Annotated in this window: 18 protein-coding genes and 2 pseudogenes; 12 read left to right on the forward strand and 8 right to left on the reverse strand. The window is 68.6% G+C overall.

The window, feature by feature from the left end; all coding sequences use genetic code 11:
* Positions 1 to 263 precede the first annotated feature (263 nt).
* Positions 264 to 1211, forward strand: a complete 948-nt coding sequence (locus M2266_RS00005) for a pentapeptide repeat-containing protein (protein WP_277436171.1) — start codon at positions 264 to 266, stop codon at positions 1209 to 1211.
* Positions 1212 to 1295: 84 nt separating this feature from the next.
* Here M2266_RS00005 and M2266_RS00010 read toward each other — a convergent pair whose 3' ends face one another.
* A complete protein-coding gene (locus tag M2266_RS00010; RefSeq protein WP_277436172.1) occupies positions 1296 to 2468 on the reverse strand; it encodes a hypothetical protein in 1173 nt (390 codons plus the stop codon).
* 575 nt (positions 2469 to 3043) lie between these two features.
* On the opposite strand from M2266_RS00010, the gene M2266_RS00015 reads away from it, so the two are divergent.
* Positions 3044 to 3649 (forward strand): HAD-IA family hydrolase, encoded by a 606-nt coding sequence (locus M2266_RS00015; protein WP_277436173.1) that lies wholly within the window; start codon positions 3044 to 3046, stop codon positions 3647 to 3649.
* 263 nt (positions 3650 to 3912) lie between these two features.
* Here the strand turns inward: M2266_RS00015 and M2266_RS00020 are convergent.
* A pseudogene (locus M2266_RS00020) lies at positions 3913 to 4385 on the reverse strand (leucine zipper domain-containing protein); the annotation flags it as partial.
* A gap of 508 nt (positions 4386 to 4893) precedes the next feature.
* Positions 4894 to 6066: a PP2C family protein-serine/threonine phosphatase gene (locus M2266_RS00025; RefSeq protein WP_277436174.1), complete on the reverse strand. Its 1173-nt coding sequence runs from the start codon at positions 6064 to 6066 to the stop codon at positions 4894 to 4896.
* Between the two features lie 119 nt (positions 6067 to 6185).
* Here M2266_RS00025 and M2266_RS00030 point away from each other — a divergent pair, with 119 nt between their 5' ends.
* The 3 genes from M2266_RS00030 (at position 6186) to M2266_RS00040 (ending at position 7898) form a co-directional block, all read left to right on the forward strand.
* Positions 6186 to 6692: a MarR family transcriptional regulator gene (locus tag M2266_RS00030; RefSeq protein WP_277436175.1), complete on the forward strand. Its 507-nt coding sequence runs from the start codon at positions 6186 to 6188 to the stop codon at positions 6690 to 6692.
* 271 nt (positions 6693 to 6963) lie between these two features.
* Positions 6964 to 7350 (forward strand): STAS domain-containing protein, encoded by a 387-nt coding sequence (locus M2266_RS00035; RefSeq protein ID WP_277436176.1) that lies wholly within the window; start codon positions 6964 to 6966, stop codon positions 7348 to 7350.
* 200 nt (positions 7351 to 7550) lie between these two features.
* On the forward strand, positions 7551 to 7898 hold the full coding sequence (locus M2266_RS00040; protein WP_277436177.1) for an STAS domain-containing protein: 348 nt from the start codon (positions 7551 to 7553) through the stop codon (positions 7896 to 7898).
* A 70-nt stretch (positions 7899 to 7968) separates the two neighbouring features.
* Here M2266_RS00040 and M2266_RS00045 read toward each other — a convergent pair whose 3' ends face one another.
* Positions 7969 to 8532, reverse strand: coding sequence for a VOC family protein (locus M2266_RS00045; RefSeq protein WP_277436178.1), 564 nt, complete (start codon positions 8530 to 8532; stop codon positions 7969 to 7971).
* Positions 8483 to 8752, reverse strand: a complete 270-nt coding sequence (locus M2266_RS00050; RefSeq protein ID WP_277436179.1) for a hypothetical protein — start codon at positions 8750 to 8752, stop codon at positions 8483 to 8485. Before M2266_RS00050 ends, M2266_RS00045 begins: the two co-directional genes overlap by 50 nt.
* A gap of 260 nt (positions 8753 to 9012) precedes the next feature.
* Between M2266_RS00050 and M2266_RS00055 the strand changes: the two genes are divergently transcribed.
* The gene (locus M2266_RS00055) at positions 9013 to 9261 is read left to right on the forward strand and encodes a hypothetical protein (protein ID WP_277436180.1); all 249 of its coding nucleotides are present in this window, start codon (positions 9013 to 9015) and stop codon (positions 9259 to 9261) included.
* 386 nt (positions 9262 to 9647) lie between these two features.
* Here M2266_RS00055 and M2266_RS00060 read toward each other — a convergent pair.
* Both M2266_RS00060 and M2266_RS00065 read right to left on the reverse strand, forming a co-directional pair.
* Positions 9648 to 12093: pseudogene (locus M2266_RS00060) on the reverse strand (RICIN domain-containing protein).
* A gap of 287 nt (positions 12094 to 12380) precedes the next feature.
* On the reverse strand, positions 12381 to 12845 hold the full coding sequence (locus M2266_RS00065) for an ATP-binding protein (protein WP_277436181.1): 465 nt from the start codon (positions 12843 to 12845) through the stop codon (positions 12381 to 12383).
* A gap of 170 nt (positions 12846 to 13015) precedes the next feature.
* On the opposite strand from M2266_RS00065, the gene M2266_RS00070 reads away from it, so the two are divergent.
* Both M2266_RS00070 and ppk2 read left to right on the forward strand, forming a co-directional pair.
* Positions 13016 to 13369: a VOC family protein gene (locus M2266_RS00070; protein WP_277436182.1), complete on the forward strand. Its 354-nt coding sequence runs from the start codon at positions 13016 to 13018 to the stop codon at positions 13367 to 13369.
* Positions 13370 to 13493: 124 nt separating this feature from the next.
* Positions 13494 to 14453, forward strand: a complete 960-nt coding sequence (ppk2, locus tag M2266_RS00075; RefSeq protein WP_277436183.1) for a polyphosphate kinase 2 — start codon at positions 13494 to 13496, stop codon at positions 14451 to 14453.
* 95 nt (positions 14454 to 14548) lie between these two features.
* On the opposite strand, the gene M2266_RS00080 is transcribed toward ppk2, so the two are convergent.
* Positions 14549 to 14740, reverse strand: a complete 192-nt coding sequence (locus M2266_RS00080; protein ID WP_277436184.1) for a hypothetical protein — start codon at positions 14738 to 14740, stop codon at positions 14549 to 14551.
* Positions 14741 to 15216: 476 nt separating this feature from the next.
* Between M2266_RS00080 and M2266_RS00085 the strand changes: the two genes are divergently transcribed.
* From M2266_RS00085 to fsxC, 4 genes are read left to right on the forward strand one after another with little or no spacing between them, the layout of a single operon-like run.
* A complete protein-coding gene (locus tag M2266_RS00085) occupies positions 15217 to 17241 on the forward strand; it encodes an FxsB family cyclophane-forming radical SAM/SPASM peptide maturase (RefSeq protein ID WP_277436185.1) in 2025 nt (674 codons plus the stop codon).
* A gap of 6 nt (positions 17242 to 17247) precedes the next feature.
* Positions 17248 to 18120: an AAC(3) family N-acetyltransferase gene (locus tag M2266_RS00090; RefSeq protein WP_277436186.1), complete on the forward strand. Its 873-nt coding sequence runs from the start codon at positions 17248 to 17250 to the stop codon at positions 18118 to 18120.
* Positions 18113 to 18754, forward strand: coding sequence for a TIR-like protein FxsC (locus tag M2266_RS00095; protein WP_277436187.1), 642 nt, complete (start codon positions 18113 to 18115; stop codon positions 18752 to 18754). Before M2266_RS00090 ends, M2266_RS00095 begins: the two co-directional genes overlap by 8 nt.
* Positions 18751 to 20016: an FxsC protein gene (gene fsxC / locus M2266_RS00100; RefSeq protein WP_277436188.1), complete on the forward strand. Its 1266-nt coding sequence runs from the start codon at positions 18751 to 18753 to the stop codon at positions 20014 to 20016. Before M2266_RS00095 ends, fsxC begins: the two co-directional genes overlap by 4 nt.
* Positions 20017 to 20065 lie beyond the last annotated feature (49 nt).

The following is a 20065-nucleotide window of genomic DNA, read 5'->3' on the forward strand; positions in this document are numbered from 1 at the left end:
CTCTCAGTACGTGCGGTCGAAGTGCACAACCTCCCCAGCATCGAGATGAAAGATCACGATTTCAGCAAGTAAATCTGCGTGCGCGACCCTTGTAGAAGTTCCATACTTCACGCTTTGATGGTGAAGTGCGCAGAAAATGGCTCTACTTGCACATGGGACGGGCAGCGGCTCTCACACTTGGGATCATAACGCTTGCTGGAACGACAGCCTGGCTGCTAATGGTTCCGGGGGCCTGGCTGATCGCTGGCGCCACAGTGCGACAGATGTCAGGGGAAAAGCAAGCGGCAGCGTTGAACGCAGTGCGCGCGACGCTCGTCGCAGCCTTCGTTGCTCTCACCGGCAGCTTCACGTACCTCTTAAATCGGCAGGGTTACTTTCTCAGCCGTCGAGGCCAAGTGGCAGACCGGTACACGAAGGCTGTCGAGCAATTGTCATCGGACCGCCTGATGGCTCGAATTGGCGCAATCAACTCTTTGGAAAGCATACTCAGGGAGGCCCCTTCGTATCACTGGGCCATTGTGTCGACCCTAGCCACATTTCTCCGGGTAACTACTAAAACCGTCACTCCGCCACCAGTGCCGGAAGAAGACGCAATCGCCGCAATGATCGCTCTTGCGCGCCGGCCTGAAGGCCGCGAAGAATTTCGGATTGACCTATCTGGAGTCGTGCTGTGCGGGTTGGATTTACGCAACCGAGGCCTGCCCGGCCCGGCCAGACTGCGTGGGGTCGAGCTGACAAACTCCGACCTACGAAAAGCCAATTTGGGGAAATCAGCTGACCTATCCAATGCCATCCTAGAGGAAGCAAATCTATCCGGCATCATAGCGACTTCCGCCATATTCAAGAGAGCTCGGATGGCAGGAGCAAAATTAACCGAGGCCAAGCTGGAGGGCGCCCAATTCCAAGTGGCGCAACTCGATGGCGCCGACCTGAACATGGCGCACCTCAACAAGGCGGACCTGACCGAGGCCTGGCTGGACGAGGCACAGGTTTATCAGACGAGCTTCAACTGTGCATTTTTGACCAAGACATCGTTCGGCAGAACCGACCTGAGTAATTGCAACCTACTACGCAAGGATCAGCTACTAAAGGCGGATCTGCGGGGCACCACTATCCTTCCTGTATTGTTCGCCCGGGACCCAGACGTACTGGCCCATGTGGCTGACTGCGAGTCGCGTCCCCGCCGCACCCGCCCGGAGCCAGTTGATTAGCCTGCGCCGACGGACGCCCTGCCGGAGGCTTTTGGAAATAGCACCTGCTTGCACCCTGCCCGCGAACTCGCGGCTCACCTGTGCTTAGCGTGCAGTCCTTCGGCCGGGGTCGATTCCCAGCGCTTCGCGGTGCCGCCAGGCCAATGCCAGGCAGGCTCGCGCTGCCGGCAGGGTTGCCGAGCTATCCCGATACTGACAGACGACGTCCTCAGTAAATGACAGCCCTTGGTATGGGCCCTTTTTACCCCGCAGCGCGTAGAGCGATTTTCTGAGTCGCTCAGTTACCAACAGCTCGCCCTCGAACATACTTTCCACCATGCCCGCGAAGACTTTATCGAAGACTTTATCGTCGAAGACGCTCACGACCAGAATCTCCGGCTTCCAAGTGAGTGGGTATAGCCCGATACCGAGATAGTGCAGCCGGGCGCCGCCGCCGAGCACAACCTCCTTCAGATAATGATACTCATCAGGGTGCAGCCGCGGGTCATGCTCGGCCGGGTCTTGAACATCGGCTTCACCGAGAAATTCCTCCGCGTATTCGCGAATTATCGTCGACCTCAGGTCGAACTCGTCCGAGATCATCGACGCCTTATCCGTCGAAGGCTGGAATTCTCCAGCCGGCACCACGTGCACTGTCCCCCCAGCCGTCGCAACTCCTGTGCGCCGATGCAGGTAGAAGCTGATGTCACGTTTAGCCCGTCGAATCGTAAGCGTGTTCACGCCGGGTACGCAGCATCGCTTTGACAGATCGAATGGGTCGGCGAGCCATCTGCGGTACAGACCCAGCACCGAGCGACCTTCACTTTCCTCGAACCGCTTGGCCGCTTCGAACCCCAACGGCTCGCACGTGTCAAAGGCATCGAAATAGGAGCCCTCAGTGAAGGTAAGTAGAGGTGACGGGTCAACCTCAAGTAATCGGAAAGACTTTCCATTGAAGAAATGCCCAGGTGCCTGGTAATGACTTACCGCATCCGAGTACGTGGGAAGCGCTTTGCCTGCAACCTCGGGCCAATAACGAGCACACTGAGTTCTGGCCTGGGCATGGTCGTCTTGCACCGAGGCTTGGAAGCGGAGCCGGACATCGCTGAGCGGAAGCGGCCCAGGTGGAATCCAACCTTCCTTAGTGAGTAACGGAACTCCGGCGTCTGCCCGATGCACGGCCTGTTCCTCAATTGATCTCTGGATGAGCTCTGGGGCGCGATCACTGATAAACTTGCGGATTCTCACGAATTCCTCGACGCCTGTGCCGGTTCGCATTTGGGCTCCAGTATGTGGGTACCGAACCTCAGTCCTAGCAGGCGCGCTGCGTCCTGGCGATGGTGCGGGCTCCGCAAGCCCTTCGGTTTCGGCAGAGACGGCTGCCCGCCAGGCATCCATGGTGCATTGGGCCAGAGCAAGGGGGTCCCGATCAGAACCCTCGGAGTAGGCAAGCAAGATCCTTGTGAGGGCGCTGATCCGCGGTCGATCCGACAGCGAGACGCCGCGAAGGATGGCTCCCGCAGTCCAGGTGCTGAGCACGGGGCCTGGTGGGCTCATCGACCGATCAGCAATCCTCCGCAGGGACGGCTGCCCCGCCTCTACGTACAACTCCCAGAGCGCGTCGATGAAACCGCGCCGCCCTGGTGCCACGGCTTCGCCACTGGGTCTGATCAGACGAGCCATACACGTTCCCCTCACCCGTATGCCGTACCACCAGACTACGCGGCGACCAGTTAGGATTCATGACATTGGTGACTTTGACTGAAACTGCAGGGCGCCCAACGTTGGTCATCTACGGGGACAGGTTTACCGCGAGGGCTCCGCCCTGCCTCCCAAGATGAGATAGTCAACTTATGACCTGGTTGATCTTTGATTTCGCAGGCGTCATCGGACAACATCAACCACAGGAAGATCAAAGTGCGCTGCTATCCGCGGCAGGAGGTCCGGCGGGTGCCGCTTTCTGGCAGGCCTACTGGGATCATCGCGAGGGCTACGACGCGGGCAGTTTCGAGGCCCAGGACTACTGGTCAGCAGTGCTGGCCGACTGTGGCAAGACCTTGACCCCGCATGCGCTCGATCGGCTCATCGCGCTCGATGTCGCCAGTTGGATTCACCCGAACCGAGAAACCATCGCGCTACTCGATGCTCTAGCCTTGCGTGGAACCAACATGGCCCTGCTCTCCAACTGTCCAAGGGAACTCGCCGCAACGCTGGACAAGGTTTCCTGGCTCGGCCATCTCTCTCGAAAGTTCTACAGCAGTCGCCTGGCGATGGTTAAGCCGAATGCCGAGATCTACCTGACGGTGACACGGCTACTCGGCACCGAGCCGACGGAGTGTGTTTTCGTTGATGACCGACCAGCTAACGTCGCCGGCGCTGAACAAGTAGACATGCGCGGGATAGAGTTCACAAACACCAACAGTCTCAGACAAAGGTTGATTGAACTCGACATATTATGATACCGAGGTCGAGGCGGTCGCCGTTATGTTCTGTCGTCGGGGCGTCCTGAGGCCGGGGGCCAGGGAGCGTGTTCGTAATAGTCACGGACATGGATGCTCGAGATCATGCTTTACCTGTCTCAGAGCGTGTCTGACAGGGCGTTTCATCCTGTTGTTTAGTCCCGGATTGCCGGGTTCGGCTGATTCATGCTTCACACCATGTCGGGGTGGATTCGGCGGTGAGTCTGCGGGTCATGAGGATGGCGATGGTGGTTGCCGGTGGTTCTGTCGACCGTGCGCCACCCGCCGCCATCGGGGATGTTGCCGAGTTTCTTGATGTCGACGTGCACCAGCTCGCCGGGCCGGTCCGCCCGTAGCGGCGGATCGGCTCGCCGGTCGGGCGGTCCAGCCAGGCGAGCCGGTTCATCCCGTGACGGGTCAAGATCCGGTGCACGGTCGAGGCGGGAAGTCCGAGGATGGGGCCGATGCGGGCCGGGCCGGCCTTGCGGGTCTGCCGCAGATCACAGACGGCGGCTTCCCTCTCGGGGATCGTGCGGTGCGGGGTGGTGTGCGGTCGGCTCGAGCGGTCGAACAGCCCCTGATCGCCTTCCGTGCGCCACCGGCGCACCCACTTGTGGGCCGTGGCCCGCGAGATGCCCATCTCGGCCGCGACATGCGCGACGGGACGGCCCGAAACGACGCGTTCGACCAACAGACGCCTGCCAAAGACCGTCAGTCGGGCATTACGGTGGGACACGAAGGCTTCCGGTGGGTGTGTTCCTCAGGGCTGTCCCGTAATCCCTGGCGGGCGCCCGACGACAACTACGGCACCTCGCTGCGTTGTCGGAACGCCCGAATACATCCAGTATGCGGGCGCCCCTCCGCCGTGCGATGCACCGCATCTGACGCCGCGCGCTGATCCACCAGGGATGACGGGACAGCCCTTGGACAGCTCCACCACACCGGAGGTCTTCGCCATGTTCAAGACCCACGACTGTCAACAACGCTCGTGATCAATACGCCTAGCCGGAACCCGATACGGCGGGGGCTCCGCCGGCAGGACCGTGTCGATCGTCCAGGGCGACAAGGCCGCCTCCGGTGTGCGGAGGCGGGCACGTGGGGGCGCGCTCTTGCGGGTGGAAGTACTGCAGGAACAGCTGCCGCACTACGGCCGGGGGCCGGGCTCGCCACGGTCGTGACACCGCATCAGGATGCCGGGCGGGAGGCGTAGCCCACCCGGCAGGCGGTGGCAACCGGCGATGGCGTCAGACGGGGTTGCTGCGGCCGTGCCAGTCGAGGCAGACCACCAGGGCATCATCGTCGGCGTCCGCGTCGCGGTAGTCGGCGAGTTCCCGCAGCACGGCGCCGGGCACGTCGGCCGCGGGCAGCATGGTGGCCGCGCCGATCGCACGCGCCAGTGCCTGCTCCTCATACGCCACGCCGGCCGGTGACGAGGCGGCGTAGACCCCGTCGCTGACGAAGACCAGCCGGTCGCCGGGCAGGACCCGGAACTCCTGGACGACGTAGTCCGTCTGGTCGAACATCCCCAGGGGCAGCTGGGCCTCGAACGGGATACGTTCCACGGCCTTGTCCCGCTGGCGCCACAACTGGGGCGAGCCCGCGTCCACCACCTGCACCTGGCCGGTGGCCAGGTCGAAGCAGAGCAGCAACGTGGACACGTGCGCGTCGCCGCCGTGTTCGGTGTACAGGGCCTGGTCGGCGAGCGCCGCCTGGTCGGCGATGCCGATGCCGGCACGCCGCGCGTTGCGCAGGGCGTTGACCGCGAGGTTGGTCAGGAGGGAGGCGTCGATGCCCTCGCCCATGCCGTTGGTGATGGTCAGGGTGAGGGTCTGCGCGGTGCCGGCCCAGTCGAAATTATCGCCGTGGATCGCATAGGCGGGCTCCAGCTGGGCACCGATGGAGTACTCGGTGCGGGCGCAGGAGCGGGCCGGCAGCAGCTGCCACTGCATCTCGGCGGCGAGCGTGAGCCGGTTGATCCGACGGGCCTGCAGATAGACGTCGGTGTCGCGCTCGGCGACCAGGATCTCGTGGCCCAGGAGCCCGGCGATGTCGGCGAGGTCGCGGACGGCCACCGGGGTGCAGTCCGCGGGAGGCAGGCGGACGGTGAGGACGCCCAGCCGGTCGCCCCGCACGGTCACCGGCAGGTGCAGGTCGATCATGTCGTCGTCCGTCGACCGTTCCTCGGTCGGTTCCTGGCTGCCGAAGGCACGGCCCTGCGCGCTGGAGTGCACCGAAACCGCGGCGGCAGTGTGCGGCAGCGCCGTGACCTGCTGCAGAGCGCTCTGGCTGTAATCGGCCATCAGCAGATCCACCGCGTGCGCACCGTAGTGGGCGGCGAGTGCCGAACGCACCGCGTCCAGCAGGGCGTGCGGAGCGGCTGTGCGCAGCGCACGCTCCACGGACAGGAAATTCTTCATGGGGTGGTTCAGACTTTCTCGACGGAGACGATGTGGAAAACATGATCGCCGGTGATCACGGCGGGCCAGGGGCAGATGACGGGGTGGAAAGAAGCCGCGACGGATGACACAGTGGGGTGATGCCCCCCACTCCCCCGTCGTTCGATGCCGCGCGTGCGGCTCACGCTGCCGGGACAGTGGCGGAGTGGCTCGAAGTGCTCTGGGGTCGTGGTCAGGACGGCACCACGCTCGGCTCGCTCCCGCCTTCGCAGCTGCGAGCGCTGACCGTGGTCGAGGAGCGCGCGGGAGCCAACCTGCGGACCTTGAGCGACGCTCTCGGTTCGCGTCCCCCCTCGGTGAGCCGGCTGTGCGACCGCCTGGAAGCGGGCGGCCTTCTCGAACGTACCCCCAGTGCCACCAGCGGGCGCGAAGTGGAGCTGCGTCTGACCAGCCGTGGCCGAACCGCTCTGCACGACATAAGGGCCCTGCGCCGGCACGAGGTCACCGAGGTGCTGCAGACGATGTCCGCGGCTCAGCTCGCCGCTCTCGCCGAGGGGCTGGAGGCGTTCCAGGACGCCGCGCGTTCCCGCGTCGGCCTGGAACAGCCGTCTGCGACGATCGGGCGCGGCGAAGCGGACACCGCTTAGCGTCTGTCCCACTCCCGCTCCCCCTTCCTGACCCCGCTCGAGGCCGCCGGGTGTCGCCGGAGACCCGATGTCGGGCACCGCGAACCCGGCCCACCACTGCTCATCGGGTGCCCTCACCAGGAAATGTTGCCATACGGAAACTAAATGGCTAGCGTGGCGGTCCTGGCCGCATCCACGGTCGGCACCTGCCCGCCGGCGACCCGAGCAAACTCGCCGGCACCACGGGACCCGCAGCCGGCTCGGCCACCAGGCCTCCGCCGGCGCTACCGCCATGAGAGGCCGACGCGTGCACTCCCCCGGCACCGCTGAGCACGGCATGGGGCTCACCAGCCGCCGCACCGACCGCACTCTGGTCATCACCGTCAGCGGCGACATCGACCCCGGCACCGTCGGTCCGCTGCAGTACGCCCTGAGCAGCGCGCGCACGGGCCCCGACGAGGATCGCACCGTCGTTCTGGACCTGTCCGGGGTGGGCTTCGCGGGCACTTCCCTGATAAACGCCCTGCTGCGCGCCCGGAGCTTCCTGGGCGCGGAGCGCCTCATGATCACCGACCCTTCGCCCTGCGTCGTCCGTCTGCTGCGCCTGGCCGAGCTCGACCGGCATTTCCTCGCCGACGCGGGGGGCGAATTAACGCTGATCGGGGCAACGGCCACTTGATCCCCCCGCGCCCGGGAGGGGGCACTCCCGCGCCGGGCACGGCGCACTGCCGTGAGCGGCCCTGGCAATGGATCACGTGTACGTATATTGGGGGTGCGTCGCCCCACCGGGAGCTGGGCAGTTACTGTCCAGACCGGCGACCGACGCTGGCGAAGCACTCCGCAGTCCGTGGAGGCAGACATGGATCAGGGGTGGACCTTATGGAGTCGTTGCAGGTACGCCCAATCGGGCCGGACCGTGATGACGTGGTGGTGCTGGCGGTATCCGGTGAGCTCGACTACGCCACGGAGCAGGCTCTCGGTGACGCGGTGGCACGCGCCATGGGCGACCACTGCCGGCGCCTGGTCCTGGAGTGCGCGGGCGTGACGTTTTGCGACTCCCAGGGCCTGAACCGCTTCCTGCAGTTGCGGCTGGACCTGGAGAGTCGCGGCATCGACCTGATCCTGACAGGGATCAGCGCGTCCCTGCGGGCCGTCCTGGACCTCACCGGCGCGATCGAGGTCTTCCTGCTCACCGACACCGTCGAGGACGCCCTGCGCGCGTCCTGAGCCGCGGACCTCTCGCGAAGCACCTGCCCCTCCCCGCTCGGCGCGAGCCGCGCCCGACCACGCTGACGGGTCACTTGTCGGCGACGGCGAACAAGGTGCCTGCCACGTCGGAAAGTTGCGTGCCCGGCCCGGGCGACGCGGACGCGGGGCGCACGACGGCTCCGCCCGCCGCGACGGCGCGAGCAGCCGCCGCCTCCGCGTTCGGGGTGCGGAACGTCACCTGCCAGCGGGGCCGGACCTTCGGATCCGGTGCCTGGTCCACCGCGCCTCCGTGCAGGCTCGCCACGGCGTGTCCGTGGATCACGAGGACCTCCCGGTCGTCCTCGTAGCGCAGCGCGCACCGCTCGGGGGGTTCGGTGTCCCAGCCCAGAGCCTGGCTGTAGAAGATCGCCGCGGCGAAGGTGTCGCGGGTGTGCAGTTCCATCCACACCAGCCGGTCGTCCGCGCCCCCCGGGCCCCCGGCGCCCCAGCGGGGCGTGACGGGGCCCTCCCACAACACGAACGGCGCGCCGTCGGGGTCGGTGGCCCATGCCATCCGCCCCGGGCCGAAGGACAGCGGACCGACCGCGACGGTACCGCCCCGTTCACGTACCCGGCCGGCCGCCTGGTCCACGCTGCTCACCACGAAGTGCACCGACCACTCCCTCGGTACACCAGGTGCGCGCCCGGCGGCCCCCACCCCGGCGAGCGGGGGCCTCGTCGCTCCAAGCGATCGCGTACTCGTCGAGACCGAACCCGCGCCGGTAGGACCAGCCCAGCGTCGCGGCGTAGAAATCCTTGACCATCGAGAAGTCAGGGGCCGCCAGGCTCACCCAGCACGGCGCGCCCTGCACTACATCCACAGCAGCCGGCATACCGGCTCCTTTCTGCCCAAAGGGTGAGTGATCACTGTGCCACCAGCGGGGCACGGTCGCGGTCCGGGGCGCGCTCCCCGGGGCGGGCGTGTCGAGCGCCGCGGTTGACGCCTCGCGCCCCACAGACGCGTGTTCGTCACCCCGCGGACCTGATACCGGCGTACAGGCGCCGGGTTGCCCCCGGGGGGGTACTGCCGCTGTGTCGGTGCTGTGCGGTAGGAAGGGGGAACAAGCAGGGCTGGTCAGAGGGGGTTACGGACATGGGGCCACGGAATCGGCCGTTGGGGGCGCTGGAGCACGGCAGCGAGGCGGGTGCTTTCGCCGGCCTGACGGTGCCGCTGCGGGTCGCCGCGTCACTGCTGGGGATCTCGACCTACATGCTCGACAAGCTGATAGCCGACGGTGTGTTCGTCATCGAACGGGAGGACGGTTCGTCGCAACGCGTCATCGCCCTACCGCGCGTCCTGGCGGTCCGCCGCTGGATGCTCGACGGTTCCTCCGCGGACTGAGGCGCTGCCGATCCGCACGTCCGCACGCCGTCACGGAAGCAGGGGCCCGGCCAACTGCCCCTCTCCGACGCCGGGTCACCCCGGCCACGCCGACTCCGCTGCCCGCCGCCTGTGCCCAACGCGTCGACGGGTCCACGGCTCCACGGCTCCACGGCTCCACGGCTCCACGGCCGGCGCCTACACCGGTCCCGGGGTCCCGGCGATCACGTCGAACCCCGACGCCGAGACCGACCACGTCTACGACGTCAAGGAGAACCGCTACTCCGGGCACCCCCACCCGTCCCGTTGCGCATGGGTGCCGGCCTTCCCGACGTCGCCCCGTGGGTGAACGCGGCGGGGCCGGGCGGCCCGGAGCGCGTCGACACACGCTCGGGGCCGCCCGGTCGTCAGCGCAACTGCCACAGGTGGTCGGCGGTGCCGTTGTCGTCGTACTGCACCACGTGGGCGCTGTTCGCGGTCGACATCAGATCCACGCCCAGGACCTTGCCGGAGTTGCGGTTGCGGATGCGGTACCAGCCGTCACCGTTGTCGACCAGCGACCACAAGTGGTCGGCGGTGCCGTTGTCGTCGTACTGCACCACATGCGCGCTGTTCGCCGTCGACATCAGATCCACCCCCAGGACCTTGCCGGAGTTGCGGTTGCGGATGCGGTACCAGCCGTCACCGTTGTCGACCAGCGACCACAAGTGGTCGGCGGTGCCGTTGTCGTCGTACTGCACCACATGCGCGCTGTTCGCCGTCGACATCAGATCCACCCCCAGGACCTTGCCGGAATTGCGGTTCCAGATCCGGTATTCGGTGGCGGCCGGGATCCAGGGGTGGCCGTCGGGAGCGGCGGTGGGGAACGCGGTGATGCGGAGCCGGGCCGCGCCCATCGGTATGAGGGTGAGGGTCTCGACGGGGGCGGTACTGCGCGCCGGGCTCTCCTGCAGCGGTGTGACCACATGCTGGCTGTCGGCCGTCCACTCGGCGATCCGACGGCCGGGGGCCGTGATCCGCACCGGGGTGCCGGCCTGGGTGAAGGGATTGGCCGTCAGGCGGCCGGTGGGTCCGGTGAAGGTCAGCCCGGCCGGGGCGGCCGGGTCGATGGCCAGACCGTAGTTCCATGGCGAGGTCGCGTGCACCGCGTATTCGGGGAACTGGTCGCTGCCGGCGAAGCGCTCGTACTGTTCGCCGACCTTCAGGGAGTAGGTGAGGGGGCCGTGATCGACTGAGACGGAGTGGTGGTTGGCGCCCCAGGTGCGGACGGCCGTGGTCTGCGGGAAGCGCACGGTGACCTTGTCGCCGCTGGACCACGTCCGGTTGATCTTGGTGAACGCCGGTCCGGCCGGCGCCGCCTGCGGCCGGCCGTTGACGGCGATGACCGGGGCGGTGCACCAGGCCGGGATGCGCAGGTAGAGGGGGAACGCGACGGCGGCCGGGGTGGTGAGCGTCAGGGTCAGGGTGTCGGCGAAGGGGTAGTCGGTGTCCTCGGTGACGGTGACCGTCGTTCCGTTGCCGACCTTGGCCGTGACGACGCTGGGGGCGTACAGGGCGGCCGCGAGGCCGAGATCCGGGGTGGCGAGCCACAGCTCCTCGGTGAAGTACGGCCAGCCCATGCCGTAGTTGTGGGGGCAGCAGCGGTACTGGTCGACTCCCGGCAGATACGCCTGCATCGCGAAGCCGTTCTGGAACTGCCCCTGCGACTTGGGCGCGTTGTCCAGATCGACGCTGTTGGCGCTGGTGATGTAGTGGATGGCGCGCCCTGCCGGATCGAGCGAGGCGGGAAGGGAGTTGAAGGCCAGGTCCTCGCAGCGGTCGGCCCACAGCGGATCGCCGGTGATCCGGGTCAGCAGCTGGTGGCTGGCCATGAACTCGACGATGCCGCAGGTCTCGAACCCCTGGCGCGGGTCGCCGAATCCGGGCCGGGCGTTCTCGTCCCCGGCGAACCCGCCGCCGGGGAACTGCCCGTAGGAGTTCATGACCGCGCCGTACGTGTCGTAGGTCGCCCGGGTCAGCGCGGCGGATCCGTTGCGCAGCGCGTACTGGGCGGGTTCGCGGAACCCCTGCGCGATGTTGACGTTGTGCAGGCTGGGGAGGTTGTTCACCCAGCTGGCTCCATTGGTGTGGATCTTGTCGGCGAGGGTCAGCAGGAAGGCGTCCTGCGTCCGGTTGAACAGCCAGAGGACGCTGTCCAGGCCGTCGCCCCAGCGCACCGAGACCCAGCTGGAGTTGAAGGCGCCGGGCCCCTGCGCGTTCATGTAGCGGAAGAACCGGGTGAGGAAGGGCACGATCCTGGTGTCACCCGTGTACTCCTGCCAGGAGCGCAGCGCCTGGAGCAGCGGGAGGAAGGGCCAGAAGTCCGGCCCGTTGTTGAGGGACGTCCGCAGCGCGGTCGGGCCGAAGAACCCGTCGGACTGCTGGGTCGCGAGGATGCCGTCGATCCACCGCCGGCTGCCGGCGCGCGCGGCGGCGTCGCCGGTGACGGCCGCCAGGTCGACGTAGCCGCGCAGCCAGTACGGCACCTCCTCCCAGCCGGCACGTTCCGGGTGCGTCCACCCGGAGGTGGTGATGTCCAGAAAGTGCGAGGCCTGCTCGTAGCGGCCGCACAGGCCGTCGAGCTGGAGCTGTAGTTGTCCGGCCAGCCAGCCTCTGGCGGTGACACTGCCCGGCGGCAGCCTGAGGAAGGCCGTCGGCTGGAGGGGGGCTGCGTTGGGGAAGTACAGGCCGCCACGCGCGGGGGCGACGCGGGCCGTGGCGGGCGGTGACGGATCCTGCCCAGCGAGCGGACATCGCGACGGTCAACCCGGTGGCCATGGCGCTGCTGATGAACTGCCGGCGGTTCACGGACATGGTGACGGCTCCTCGTCAGGCGCGGAACCCGTCTCCGTTGCGAGGGGCGGATGGCGCGCGCTGGGCACAGGTGTGAACACCGCCCGGCACCAGGGGTGGAGAGGGTGGGACGCCATCTTCTCCATCGTTGCAAAGAAGGTGTTCAGCGAAATGACAGCATGCCGGAGGAAGCCTGTCCAGATGCGCGACAGCATCTGATGCGCATTCATGCGCCCGTGGATGCAACGTTATAAATATCGTCGCAGGCCAAGGGAGCACCGCGGAAGTACGCGCCGGCGGAGCGCGGTTCAGCGCTCCACGACGTTCTCGTCACGCGGGTCGGAAGCGTGCGGATCGGGCTGGCCGGGCTGGTCGGGCGGGGTGAAACAGGCGGTCACGGTCTTCCCCGACCGCTGGTGGTGGGTCTCCCAGCTGTCGGCGAAGTGATCGATGAGAGCCATCCCCCGCCCGGACGTCGCGGCATCGCCGGCTTCGCGCGGCGCGGGCAGCTCGGTACTGGAGTCATGGACGCTCACGTGCAGGCACTGGCTGTCCCACGCCAGGACGAGCTGGGCGGTGCTGTGCGCGTGCACATGCGCGTTGGTGATCAGTTCGGAGACGGTGAGGAGGACCGCGTCCACCGTATCGGGCGCCTGGTGGGTCCACCCCAGGGCGTCGAGATGTTCCCGCGCCCAGACGCGCCCCTGTCGTACACCGCCGGACACCGGGAAGGACTGCGCCCATCCGACGGCCCGCAAGGACATGTCGCCCATCGTATTACTCCTTAATGCCGGGGTTGCGCTTCGCCTACCCCGGCAGCGGGCGATCAGCCACCCCGGCCCACGAGCCCCGGAACCGACCGGCCCGCGAGCACCGGCCCGCGAGCACCGGCCGACCCGTGTGGTGCTACCGGAGCCGATCGTCGTCCTGGCAGGATGGCGGCATGGAACGTGTGCTGGGAATCGGTGGACACTTCATGCGGGCAGCGGACCCGGCGGCCCTGGGCGCCTGGTATCGCGAGTGCCTGGGGATGGCAGCCGACGAGAACGGCCTGTGGCGTCAGGAAGCCGGACCGACGGTGTTCGCCGCGTTCGACTCCGAGACCGACTACTTCGGGTCCCGCACCCAGCAGGCCATGCTCAACTTCCGGGTCCGCGACCTGGACGCGATGCTCGCGCAGCTGCGCGCCAAGGGAGCGGACGTGGCCGACGAGACGCAGGACATGGCGGGCGTGGGGCGCTTCGGCTGGGTCACCGATCCCGAGGGCAATCGCGTCGAGCTGTGGCAGCCCGCCTGACCGTGTCCTCACGCGCCCGCCCCGGAGCGGCGCGCGGGTGTCGTCGCGGACGGCCGGGGCAGGCGCCGACCATGTGGGCATCAGGCGTTCGCGGAAGAAGAGGCATGCGGTCGGGTGAGGAAGGGTGACGGTCGGCGACGCCGGGAAGGGCGCGCCGGATCTGCTGGCCGGGCTGCGGGTGGACCGTTCCCGCGCCGAGGCGCCGGTGCTGCTCAGCGGTGACGGCTCGGAGATCGAGACGTGGCGCGAGAACTTCCCGTACCGGAACAGACTCCATCGCAAGGAGTACGAGCGGAACAAGCGCGTCCTGCAGATCGAGCTGCTGAAGTTCCAGCGCTGGGTGAAGGAGACGGGAAGCCGCGTCGTCGTCGTGTTCGAGGGCCGGGACGCCGCGGGCAAGGGCGGAACCATCAAACGGTTCACGGAGTACCTCAACCCGCGCGGAGCACGGGTGGTCGCGCTGGACAAGCCGAGCGGGCGCGAGCAGTCGCAGTGGTACTTCCAGCGGTATGTCGCGCACCTGCCCGCGGCCGGCGAGATCGTCATGTTCGACCGCTCCTGGTACAACCGCGCCGGAGTCGAGCGTGTCATGGGCTACTGCACGGACGAGGAGTACGAGCGTTTCCTGCGGCAGACGCCCGCGTTCGAACGGATGCTGATCGACGACGGCATCGTCATGGTGAAGTTCTGGTTCTCCGTCTCCCGCGGCGAACAGCGCACCCGCTTCGCGATACGCCGGGTCGACCCGGTACGGCAGTGGAAACTCTCGCCGACCGACCTCGCCTCGCTCGACCAGTGGGACAGCTATACGGCGGCCAAGGTGGCGATGTTCCGGCAGACCGACACGGAGCAGGCCCCCTGGACGGTGGTCAAGAACAACGACAAACTCCGCGGCCGCCTGGAGGCGATGCGCAGCTTCCTGGCCCGGTTCGACTACGACGGCAAGGACGTGGAGGCGGTCGGCGTGCCGGATCCGCACATCATCGGCGCGGCCAACACGCTGCTGGAACCGGGCGAGGAGGACACCGACCTGTCCCCCACCCCGCTCACCCCGCGACACATGGGGCCGGGAAAACATCCGTAAGTCGTGTCATCACCTTCCCCGGGCGGACGACACCGATCGGACGTCTCCTCCCCCGCCCGCGACCCACTGCCCGGACGGGCAGCGGGTCGCGGTGATCAGCCGAAGGCGGAGAAGCCGTGCGCCTCCTTCTTCTGCTGGGACAACCGCACGTCGCTCCAGTCCAGATCAACCGCGGCCTGGCGTTGTACCTGCTGGGCGGCCTCGCGTGCCTCCGCCGGTGCGTCGCCGCGTTCTTCTATCAGGCGCCCGTAGATCGGCGGGTGCTCCGTTATCTCTGCAGTGCTCATAATGCTGGCTCCTGCCCCCGAACCGACGATCTACCCGGCCGTCTTCCACCGGATCGCGGGGCGGTCCGGGACTGCTGTTGCGCAGGGGCACACAGTGGCCGCACCTGCCGTGGCGCCCGGCCCCGGGCCGCACCGACGGCGTCTTGTCTCCCCGCGGGACCACCGCGATGATGGAAGCACGACAGCACCGAGCCGCCGTCGGCTGTGAGGGGATCACCGTGAAGCCTGTTGCCGAGCCAGCCGCCGATCCGATCACACCCGAAGGGCTGGTCCACAGTGCGATTCCGGACTACCGGGACACTCCCCTGGGCCGTCCTGTAGCCCTCACCCCGGGCCTCCTGGACCGATGGGTACCGTCCCTGCGGTCATCGGCTGCGAGTTTCAACTCCAGTATCTGAACGCCGGGGCCGACGATGCCGGTGCCGTTATCGGGGGAAGCGCGACCGGTTCCGTCGGTCCGGCCGTTCCGTCAGTTCGTGGTGAAAGTGCACAGCCGGTGCGATCTGGCCTGTGATCACTGCTACGTCTACCAGCACGCCGACCAGAGCTGGGCCGCCCGCCCCAAGGTGATGGCCGACGCGACGATCACGACGACCGCCCGGCGGATCTCCGAGCACGCCGCCGCGCACGGCCTCGACGAGGTCCATGTGGTGCTGCACGGCGGAGAGCCGCTGCTGGCCGGGCGCGAGCGGCTGCGCCGCGTCTCGGAGGAGTTACGGCATGCCCTCGCGGGCGTCTGCCGTCTCGATCTGCGGATGCAGACCAACGGCCTGCTGCTGGACGACGCCTACTGCGCCATGCTCGCGCAGGAGGACATCCGGACCGGGATCTCGCTCGACGGCGATCGGACCTCCAACGACCGGCACCGCCGCCGGGCGGACGGTTCGGGCTCCTACGACGCGGTGGTCCGCGCGACGCGCCTCCTCGGCTCGCCGCCGTACCGCTCCGCCTTCGCGGGGCTGCTCTGCACCATCGACATCGCCAACGACCCGACGGCGGTGTACGAGGCGCTCATCGCGCTCGATCCGCCGCGTATCGACTTCCTGCTCCCACACGCGACCTGGGACCACCCGCCCCCGCGTCCGGCCGGTGACGACGGCGCCACCGCGTACGCGCGCTGGCTGATGACCATCTACGACCGCTGGCTCCTCGACGGCTGCCGTCCGCCGGTGCGGCTGTTCGACTCGATCGAAGCGACCGCCAACGGTCTGGCCAGCTTCACCGAAGCCCTGGGGCTGGGCAGCCCCGACCTCGTCGTGGTGGAGACCGATGGCGAGATCGAGCAGGCGGACTGGCTGAAGACGGTCGCCCGGGGAGCGCCCGCGACCGGGTTCCACATCGACCGGCACGCATTCGACGAGGCGGCCCGGCACCCGGGCTTCCTGGCCCGGCATGCCGGGCCGGCCGGGCTGTCGGGCCAGTGCCGGCGGTGCCCGGTCGTCCAGGTGTGCGGTGGCGGCCTCTACGGCCACCGGCACCGGCACGGCCGGGGCTTCGACAACCCCTCGGTGTTCTGTGCCGACCTGTTCGCGCTCATCGGCCACGTCCGACGAACGCCCCGCTCGGCTCGGAGCCGCCCCACGGAGGCGCCCGCGCCCCCGGTGCACGTCCTGACCGGCGACGACTACGACGCGCTGGCGGCGGGTCGCGGCGATGAACGGGCCGTGCGTGCTCTGCTGGCCACCGAGCTGAGTACGCGCCGGGTCCTGCTCGACGCCGTGCGCGAGCGGATCGGCGACGCGGCCGACCCCGCCCTGTCGGTGTTGATCGAGCTCGCCGAAACCTCGGCGCACACCGTGCCCGGGGTGCTGTCACAGCCCTGCTTCCGTGCCTGGGCGGTGCGCTGCCTCACCGACCCCAGCGCCACCCCCGCCCTCGCCGGCGCCCGGCTGGCGGAGATGGCACTGGCCGCCGCCGTACGCGCGGGAGGCTCCGCCCGGCTGACGGTGGCCTTGCGCGGGGGCAGCGCGCACCTGCCGTCGCTGGGGCGGTTGGTCGCGCAGGACGCCGTGGCCGCCGACCTGGAGGTACGCGGCGGTGAGCTGTTCGTGCACACGGGGGGCGCGGCGTACGCCGTGCGCGAGCCGCCGGACGGCATGCGCTGGGAGCCGCTGCGGTACCTGCACTTCACCGGCCGGCCGGTGGCCGTCGAGGACATGGATCCGTTCCGCGACGTCTACCGGGCGCCGGCCCGTCCCCGTCTGACGGACGACGAGTTCGACCGCTGGCGTTCGGCCCTCACCGCCGCATGGCACGTCGTCGGCACCCGGCACGCCCCGTACGCGGTCGCCACCGCCGCCGTGCTCACCGCGCTGACACCCCTGGACGATCCGGAGGGGAACGGCCTGGCCCACGTCGACGATCACGTGTTCGGTGTCCTCGGGCTCGCGCTCGCGCCCGACGCCGAAGCGCTGGCCTCGCTGCTCGTGGACGGTGCGCGGCGCCTCACGACGAACGCGCTGCTGGAGTGCTATGCGCCGGCCGCCGGTCCGCGGAGCTGAGGGCGGATGCGCGAGCCCGGCGTCGGGGACCTGGAACTCAAGATCACGGCCGACCTGCGGGCCCTGGGGCTGGGCAGGGGGGACACGGTGTTGGTGCACGCGTCGATGAGCCGCGTCGCTCCCCCGCCCGGCAGCGAGGACGCGGTGTTACGGGCCATGCTCACCGTGACCGGTCCCGAAGGGACCATCGTGGCCCCCGCGTTCACCGACGAGAACTCCCTCACCTCGCGGGCGCACCTGAAGGCCATCTACGGCTTGACAGAACGTCAGGTAGACGCGTTCCGTGCCGCCATGCGCCCCTTCGACCTGGGGACTCCTTCGACCAGTACCGGCCGCCTGAGCGAGCGGATCAGGAGCACGCCGGGCGCCCTGCGCAGCGATCATCCGCAGACCTCCTTCGTCGCCATCGGCCGCCTCGCGGAAGAGATCACCGCACGCCACGCCCCTGACTGCCTGCTGGGAGAGGACTCCCCGCTGGGCACGCTGTACGCGGCCGACGCGCGGATCCTGCTGCTCGGGGTCGGCTTCGACTCGTGCTCGGCCTTCCATCTCGCGGAATACCGCGTGCCCACGCCGCCCCGCCGCGACTACACCTGCAAAGTAGCCACGCCCTACGGCCCGCGATGGCGGCGGGTGCGCGATGTGGTCCTGGACGACACGGACTTCCGGCTGATCGGCCGCGCCGTGGAGGCGCCGGCACCCGGCTGCCGCCCCTTGGTCGTCCACGGACGCGTCGGGAGGGCGAGTGCGCGACTGCTGCCGTTCGCGCCCGCCGTGGACGCGGCGGTGCGCTGGCTGACCGAGCACCGCCCCGCCGCACCGGCGGCAGCGCCCACGACGGCGACACCCGCACCCGGGGAGCGGGTGCGCGATGCCTGAACATCCCGTCCGCAGGCGCGGCGCGCAGGCCGCGTACTTCTTCCTCAGCTACGGCCGGACACCCTCGCGGCCGGGCGAGCGTCAACACCCGGACAAGAACCTCATCCGCTTCTACGAATCGGTGGCCACGCACCTCATGCAGTTCACCGACCTGGAGGGAGGCATCGCACCGGGCTACCTCGACCGCAGAACGGAGATCGGCACCCCGTGGCGGCAGGAGCTCAGGAAGGCCCTGGCCACCTGCCAGGTGCTCGTTCCGGTGCTCTCGCGCCGGTACATCACCAGCGAGTGGTGCGGCAGGGAGTGGCAGGCCTTCGAACACCGCCAGCAGCTCCAGCGGGACAAGGGCACCTTCACCCGCAGCGCCATCGTCCCGGTCATCTGGACGCCGCTGGACGCCGCCGACCTGCCGCGGGTGGTGCGGGAAGTCCAGTACACGCACGACGACCTCGGGTACACCTACCGCCAGGAAGGCCTCTACGCACTCATGGCCGCAGACCGCAGGACCGCGTACAACCGGGCCACCCTGGAGATCGCCCGCACCATAGAAGCCGTCGCCCGCAGCTCACGGCTGGAGCAGTGCGATCCGGACCTGCTGGACGGTCTCGGCAACGCGTTCGAGGAGGAGTCGTGACCCCCGCCGGCGCACCACCCCCGAACGCGGCGACGCGCGCCACCTCGCCGCCCGTCTTCTTCCTCAGCTACGTCCGTACCCCACCCCCTGCCGACGTCCCGGAACCCGAACACGCCCCTGACAAGCTGGTGCTGGAACTCTTCGCCGAACTCAACGCGGAGGTCGTCCGGCTCACCGGCGCTCCGCCCGGAGCCCAGGTCGGATATCTGCCGCGCCCCGACGACTCCGCGGAGCAGTCGGCGGACGCCCTCGCACGCTGCCGGGCCTTCGTGCCGCTGTGTTCGCCGCGCTACTTCGCCAGCACCGGCTGCGGGCAGCAGTGGCATGCCTTCACCTCGCGGCCGGGCGATCCGCGGGCCGCGATCATTCCCGCGCTGTGGGTCCCGGTGCCGACCTCCGGCCAGCCGTCGGTCTTCCGGAACCTTCCGCAGGCCACCCCGGCCGCGAGCCTCCCCGACGTCGCGCGGCGCTACGCGGAGGAGGGGCTGTACGGGCTGATGGCCCTGGAGGAGAGCAACGACGCCTACTCGCTGATCGTGCGCCGGATAGCGGAGCGGATCGTCGAGACGGCACGCCGTTCGCCCGCCGCCCCCGTCGACCGCCACGAGCTGGGCGTCCTGCGGGAGCAGCCCGACGCCTTCGCGGCCTCCCCGCCGCCGCGGCTGGCCATCGCCGTCCTGGCCCCGCGTGCGAGCGGTCTCCCCCAGGACCGTCAACCCCACCGCTACGGGCCGTCGCCCCTCGACTGGCACCCCTACGGCGGCAGTGTCGGAGCGCCCCTCGCGGAACGCATGTCCGAACTCGCGCGCAACCTCGGGTTCGTTCCCGACATCAGGACCTTCCACGACGCGACGGCCGAGCTCCTCGACGCCACGGAGCCGACCAGTCCGTGGATCCTGGTGCTCGACCCCTGGTCGCTGTACGACGAGGAAACGGCCGTCCTCGTACGGCGCTTCGACGCCGGGGACCGGCCATGGGCCGCCGTACTGGCCCCGTTGGCCGACGACGATCCGCAGAACGCGCAGCACGGCCCCACCCTTCGGGAGTTCCTGCGCGGAGCCCTGCCGCGCCGGCGCGCCTCGAGCCGGATGATGCACCGCGCCGCGATGGACGGCATCCCCAACGCGGAGGTGTTCGGGCGTCTGTTCAGCGAACTTGCGGAGAGCGCGGGCCTGCAGTTCCTAAGGGTGTTTCAGGTACCATTCCGGACACGGCCGTCCAGCGCTGCGGGAAGCGGTCACGACCCTACATCGATGGACTGAGCCGGCCTCGAGTGAACGATCCAGGGCGATGGCGCAGCGGTCCGGAGGC

This window comes from Streptomyces sp. SPB162 (assembly GCF_029504575.1).
Classification (GTDB): Bacteria; Actinomycetota; Actinomycetes; order Streptomycetales; family Streptomycetaceae; genus Actinacidiphila.

Bases quoted from the DNA above. Each gene is read 5' to 3' on its own strand.
- M2266_RS00005 (WP_277436171.1), top strand. From the start codon at position 264: ATGTCAGGGGAAAAGCAAGCGGCAGCGTTGAACGCAGTGCGCGCGACG.
- M2266_RS00010 (WP_277436172.1), bottom strand. From the start codon at position 2,468: ATGCGAACCGGCACAGGCGTCGAGGAATTCGTGAGAATCCGCAAGTTT.
- M2266_RS00015 (WP_277436173.1), top strand. From the start codon at position 3,044: ATGACCTGGTTGATCTTTGATTTCGCAGGCGTCATCGGACAACATCAA.
- M2266_RS00025 (WP_277436174.1), bottom strand. From the start codon at position 6,066: ATGAAGAATTTCCTGTCCGTGGAGCGTGCGCTGCGCACAGCCGCTCCG.
- M2266_RS00030 (WP_277436175.1), top strand. From the start codon at position 6,186: ATGCCCCCCACTCCCCCGTCGTTCGATGCCGCGCGTGCGGCTCACGCT.
- M2266_RS00035 (WP_277436176.1), top strand. From the start codon at position 6,964: ATGAGAGGCCGACGCGTGCACTCCCCCGGCACCGCTGAGCACGGCATG.
- M2266_RS00040 (WP_277436177.1), top strand. From the start codon at position 7,551: ATGGAGTCGTTGCAGGTACGCCCAATCGGGCCGGACCGTGATGACGTG.
- M2266_RS00050 (WP_277436179.1), bottom strand. From the start codon at position 8,752: ATGCCGGCTGCTGTGGATGTAGTGCAGGGCGCGCCGTGCTGGGTGAGC.
- M2266_RS00055 (WP_277436180.1), top strand. From the start codon at position 9,013: ATGGGGCCACGGAATCGGCCGTTGGGGGCGCTGGAGCACGGCAGCGAG.
- M2266_RS00065 (WP_277436181.1), bottom strand. From the start codon at position 12,845: ATGGGCGACATGTCCTTGCGGGCCGTCGGATGGGCGCAGTCCTTCCCG.
- M2266_RS00070 (WP_277436182.1), top strand. From the start codon at position 13,016: ATGGAACGTGTGCTGGGAATCGGTGGACACTTCATGCGGGCAGCGGAC.
- M2266_RS00080 (WP_277436184.1), bottom strand. From the start codon at position 14,740: ATGAGCACTGCAGAGATAACGGAGCACCCGCCGATCTACGGGCGCCTG.
- M2266_RS00090 (WP_277436186.1), top strand. From the start codon at position 17,248: ATGCGCGAGCCCGGCGTCGGGGACCTGGAACTCAAGATCACGGCCGAC.
- M2266_RS00095 (WP_277436187.1), top strand. From the start codon at position 18,113: ATGCCTGAACATCCCGTCCGCAGGCGCGGCGCGCAGGCCGCGTACTTC.